Raw genomic sequence first — 3410 nt, forward strand, 5'->3', positions numbered from 1 at the left:
CTTCCGGAACGCGCACGACATTGTTTTTCGGCGAAAACGGTCCTTCCTCGGTGACATCCATCGGCAGCATGCGAAACAGCGACTGGTTCGGCTCCCTGATCCAGCCGAGTGCCGCGCACAGATGCAGATAGGCGGCGCTGCCGATGCCGCTGTCGCCGCTGTAGCACCAGAAATCGATCCCGGCATGCTCGCAGGCGCCGACGAAGCGCAACAGCCGGCCGATGCCGCCATGCGTCGTCGGGTTGCCGACGAACGCGTCCGGCACTTTGGTTTCCATGGCGCGCGCAATGTCGATGTTGTGGGTCGAGAACGGGATCGAGCAATGGCGCCGCAACTCGCGCATCTCCTCGATGGTCGCCACCGGATCCTCCCAGTTGCGCACGCCCAATTCTTCCAGCGGGCGCGCCAGCCGCCGCGCGGTGCTGAGCGAATAGGCCTGGTTGGAATCGATACGGATCATCGCATCGTCGCCGAGTTTCCTGCGGATCAGCTCGACCATCCTGAGCGAGATTTTCGGATCTTCGGTCGAGAACTTGCCTTCGAAGAAAGTCGTTCCATGCGTCTCATGCAATTCGACGCAATAGTCGGCGACTTCCTGGGGCGTCGTCTCGCCCTTCACCTTTGGCCCATCACCGCGCAGCGAAAAATAGTCGGTGAACGGGATATCCTTGCGTACGGCGCCGCCGAGCAACTGGTAGAGCGGCTGGTTCCACGCCTTGCCGCGCAGGTCCCACAAAGCCATCTCGATGGCGCCGAAAGCCATGATGCGTGTGCGGTCGTTGATCGACTGCACGCCGGTCCAAAAGGGCAGGCAGACATGCTCGGCGCCGGCGATGTCGAAGGCATCGCGCCCGACCAGCCGCGGCGCCAGGACATCATTGATGATCGCGGCCGCCGCTGGCGTCGGCGCTTCGCCGAGGCCGACCAGGCCATCCTCGGTCTCGACTTCGACGACGGTCGGTGAAAATCCGTCGAGTTCGCCGAACACCCAGGCATAGGGCGCTTCGAGGCGCAAATTGATCGGCGTGGCTTTGATGCTGCGGATTTTCATCTCAGCGCCCGACCTCGAAGAACGGCGCGCCGAGCAGATCGGGAACGACGTCTATGCCGAGACCCGGCCCGTCTGGAATGCCCATGCGGCTGCCGGTGACCGGTGGCATGTTCGATGCCGTGCGCACCGTCACCCATTCATGGAAGGCGATGGCGTGCAGCCGGCGCTCTTCCGGCGTCGACAGCGACAGATGCGCCATCGCCGCGGTGTCGATCTCGGCGCCGCCCGTGTCCTCGACCGTGATCATGAAGCCGAGGTCGACGGCAATGTCGCGGATCTGGCGTGTCTTCGTCACGCCGCCAAGGCGCGAGATCTTCAGCGTCAGCCCGTCGGCCGCGCCCAGGCGATGAATTTCCAGCATCGCCTCGAGCGAGGTGACGGATTCGTCGAGCACCATCGGCTTGTCGAGCATGCGGCGCACCGACATGTTTTCATCGATCGTGGTGCAGGGCTGCTCGAACGTGTAGTCGATGGCGCGCGTGGCATCGGCGAATTGGCGCGCCTGATAGGGAGTCCAGCCGGCATTGGCGTCGCAGAAGATGACCGTGCCTTTCGGCACCGAGGAGGCAACCGCGATGACGCGTTCGATGTCGTCATGGACATTGCCGCCGACCTTGACCTGCAGCCGGTGGAAGCCGTCCTTGACGATGCGCTTGGCCAGCGCGGCCATGGCGTCGACGCTCCCGTGCGTGACGACCTTGTAGAGTTCCGCGGTGTCGCTTTCCTTGCCGCCGAGCAGCGTGACCAGCGGCACGTCGGCTGCGCGCGCCGCCAGATCCCAGCAGGCCATGTCGAGCGCCGACTTGATGTAGGGATGGCCCTTGAACACCGTGTCCATCAGCCGCCCGATGCTGGCCAGCCCGCGCGGATCGCGGCCGATCAGATGCGGCGCGATCTCGACCACGCCGGCGCGAACGCCGGCGGGGAAGGCGGCCGAGTAAAAATTGCCGAGCGGCGCCATCTCGCCCCAGCCGGTGATGCCGCTGTCTGATGTCATGGACACGATCACGGCGTCGAAGGCGTCGGCCTCGCGCCCCTTCGACATGCGGTATAGCCCGTCAACGAAGGGCTGCATGACGTGGTAGGCCTTGATGGTCTCGATCTGCACGTGTCTTGTCCGCTGTCTGTGGTGTTGGGAACGGGTCAGGCGCCCCTCGATGGGCGTTGTTCGAGGCTGCGCGCGTAGGCAAGCAACTCCTCGAAGTCGAGATCGATATGCTCCCTGGCATGGCGCTGGGCCGCACGCATGTCCTTGCCCTTCAGCAACCGCACATAGGTTTCGTGAACGTCTTCGGCCGGCACCGGCTCGTTGCGGGCATGCTGGTGGAGCGCGAAATACATCTGCAGCCGGCTGGTCAGCCGCTGCCAGGTTTCCAGCAGCACCGAATTGTCGGCCCATTCGTAGATCAGGCCATGCAGTTGCAGCGCGGTTTCGATCTGGCGTGTCGTGTCCAATGCGCGGGTCGCCTGCTTCACGGCTTCGTGGCGCCGGTCGAGCTCGTCGAAGAAGCGCTGGTCACGCAGCGGCCACGCCCGCTCGATGGCCAGCTCGTCCATCACCTTGTTGAACGAATAGGCATCGTCGATGTCCTTGGCTGTGACCTCGATGACGAAGGTGCCGGCATAGGGGATGCTGGTCAGGATCCCTTCCTGGACCAGCTCGCGCATCGCCTCGCGCAGCGGCGCGCGGCTGACCCGCATCTGTTCGGAGATACGGAGCTCGTTGAGCTTCTGGCCGGGCGCGAGCTGGCCGGTCAGGATCGCGCGCCGCAACAGCGCAACGATCTCGGCGCGTCGCGTCGTATCCGCGATAGGACTGAAATCCGCTTTCGCCATTCGGCCACTCCCAGGAAACCGAAAGCAAGACAAGCAGATTGTCGACAATCTAACAAGAGGCTATCTCAATTGATTGGCCAACGCTGCAGAGACCGTTTCGAAATTCCCTCTGGCGAGTCATATGGAGCCGCTGTGGAACGGTTGCCGCCGCTGAATGCGATCAAGGCTTTTGAAGTTGCCGCCCGTGCCGGCGGCTTCACTTTGGCCGCCTCTGAACTCGGCGTTTCGTCGGCGGCGGTCAGCCAGCAGATACGCAATCTCGAAACCTGGTTCGGCAAGCAGCTGTTCGTGCGCAGCGGCAACCGCATCGCGCTCACCGACGCCGATCGCCTCGGCAAGGCTCGGCCTGGGCATCGCGCTTGGCCAGCGGGTCATGGCGCACGCCGATCTGGAGGCCGGTCGGCTGATTGCGCTCTCCTCGTCTCGGTGCTCCTCGGGCGCCCCTATTGTGCATTCATGCCGCCGGCACGGGCGGCAACTTCAAAAGCCTTGATCGCATTCAGCGGCGGCAACCGTTCCACAG

4 protein-coding genes are annotated in these 3410 nt (G+C 64.0%); 1 reads left to right on the forward strand and 3 read right to left on the reverse strand.

Going from position 1 to position 3410, the window contains the following annotated elements; genetic code table 11:
* The 3 genes from EN969_RS22630 to EN969_RS22640 form a co-directional block, all read right to left on the reverse strand.
* Positions 1-1051: mandelate racemase/muconate lactonizing enzyme family protein (locus tag EN969_RS22630; protein ID WP_127419407.1), on the reverse strand; the 1051-nt coding region annotated here is incomplete at its 3' end.
* A 1-nt stretch (position 1052) separates the two neighbouring features.
* Positions 1053-2159 (reverse strand): mandelate racemase/muconate lactonizing enzyme family protein, encoded by a 1107-nt coding sequence (locus tag EN969_RS22635; protein ID WP_063167629.1) that lies wholly within the window; start codon positions 2157-2159, stop codon positions 1053-1055.
* Positions 2160-2194: 35 nt separating this feature from the next.
* A complete protein-coding gene (locus tag EN969_RS22640; RefSeq protein WP_063167630.1) occupies positions 2195-2887 on the reverse strand; it encodes a GntR family transcriptional regulator in 693 nt (230 codons plus the stop codon).
* A 132-nt stretch (positions 2888-3019) separates the two neighbouring features.
* On the opposite strand from EN969_RS22640, the gene EN969_RS36175 reads away from it, so the two are divergent.
* Positions 3020-3410, forward strand: a 391-nt coding sequence (locus tag EN969_RS36175) for a LysR family transcriptional regulator (protein ID WP_245467473.1), incomplete at its 3' end; no start/stop codon positions are given.

The organism is Mesorhizobium sp. M7A.F.Ca.CA.003.01.2.1 (assembly GCF_003998945.1).
Taxonomy (GTDB): domain Bacteria; phylum Pseudomonadota; class Alphaproteobacteria; order Rhizobiales; family Rhizobiaceae; genus Mesorhizobium; species Mesorhizobium ciceri.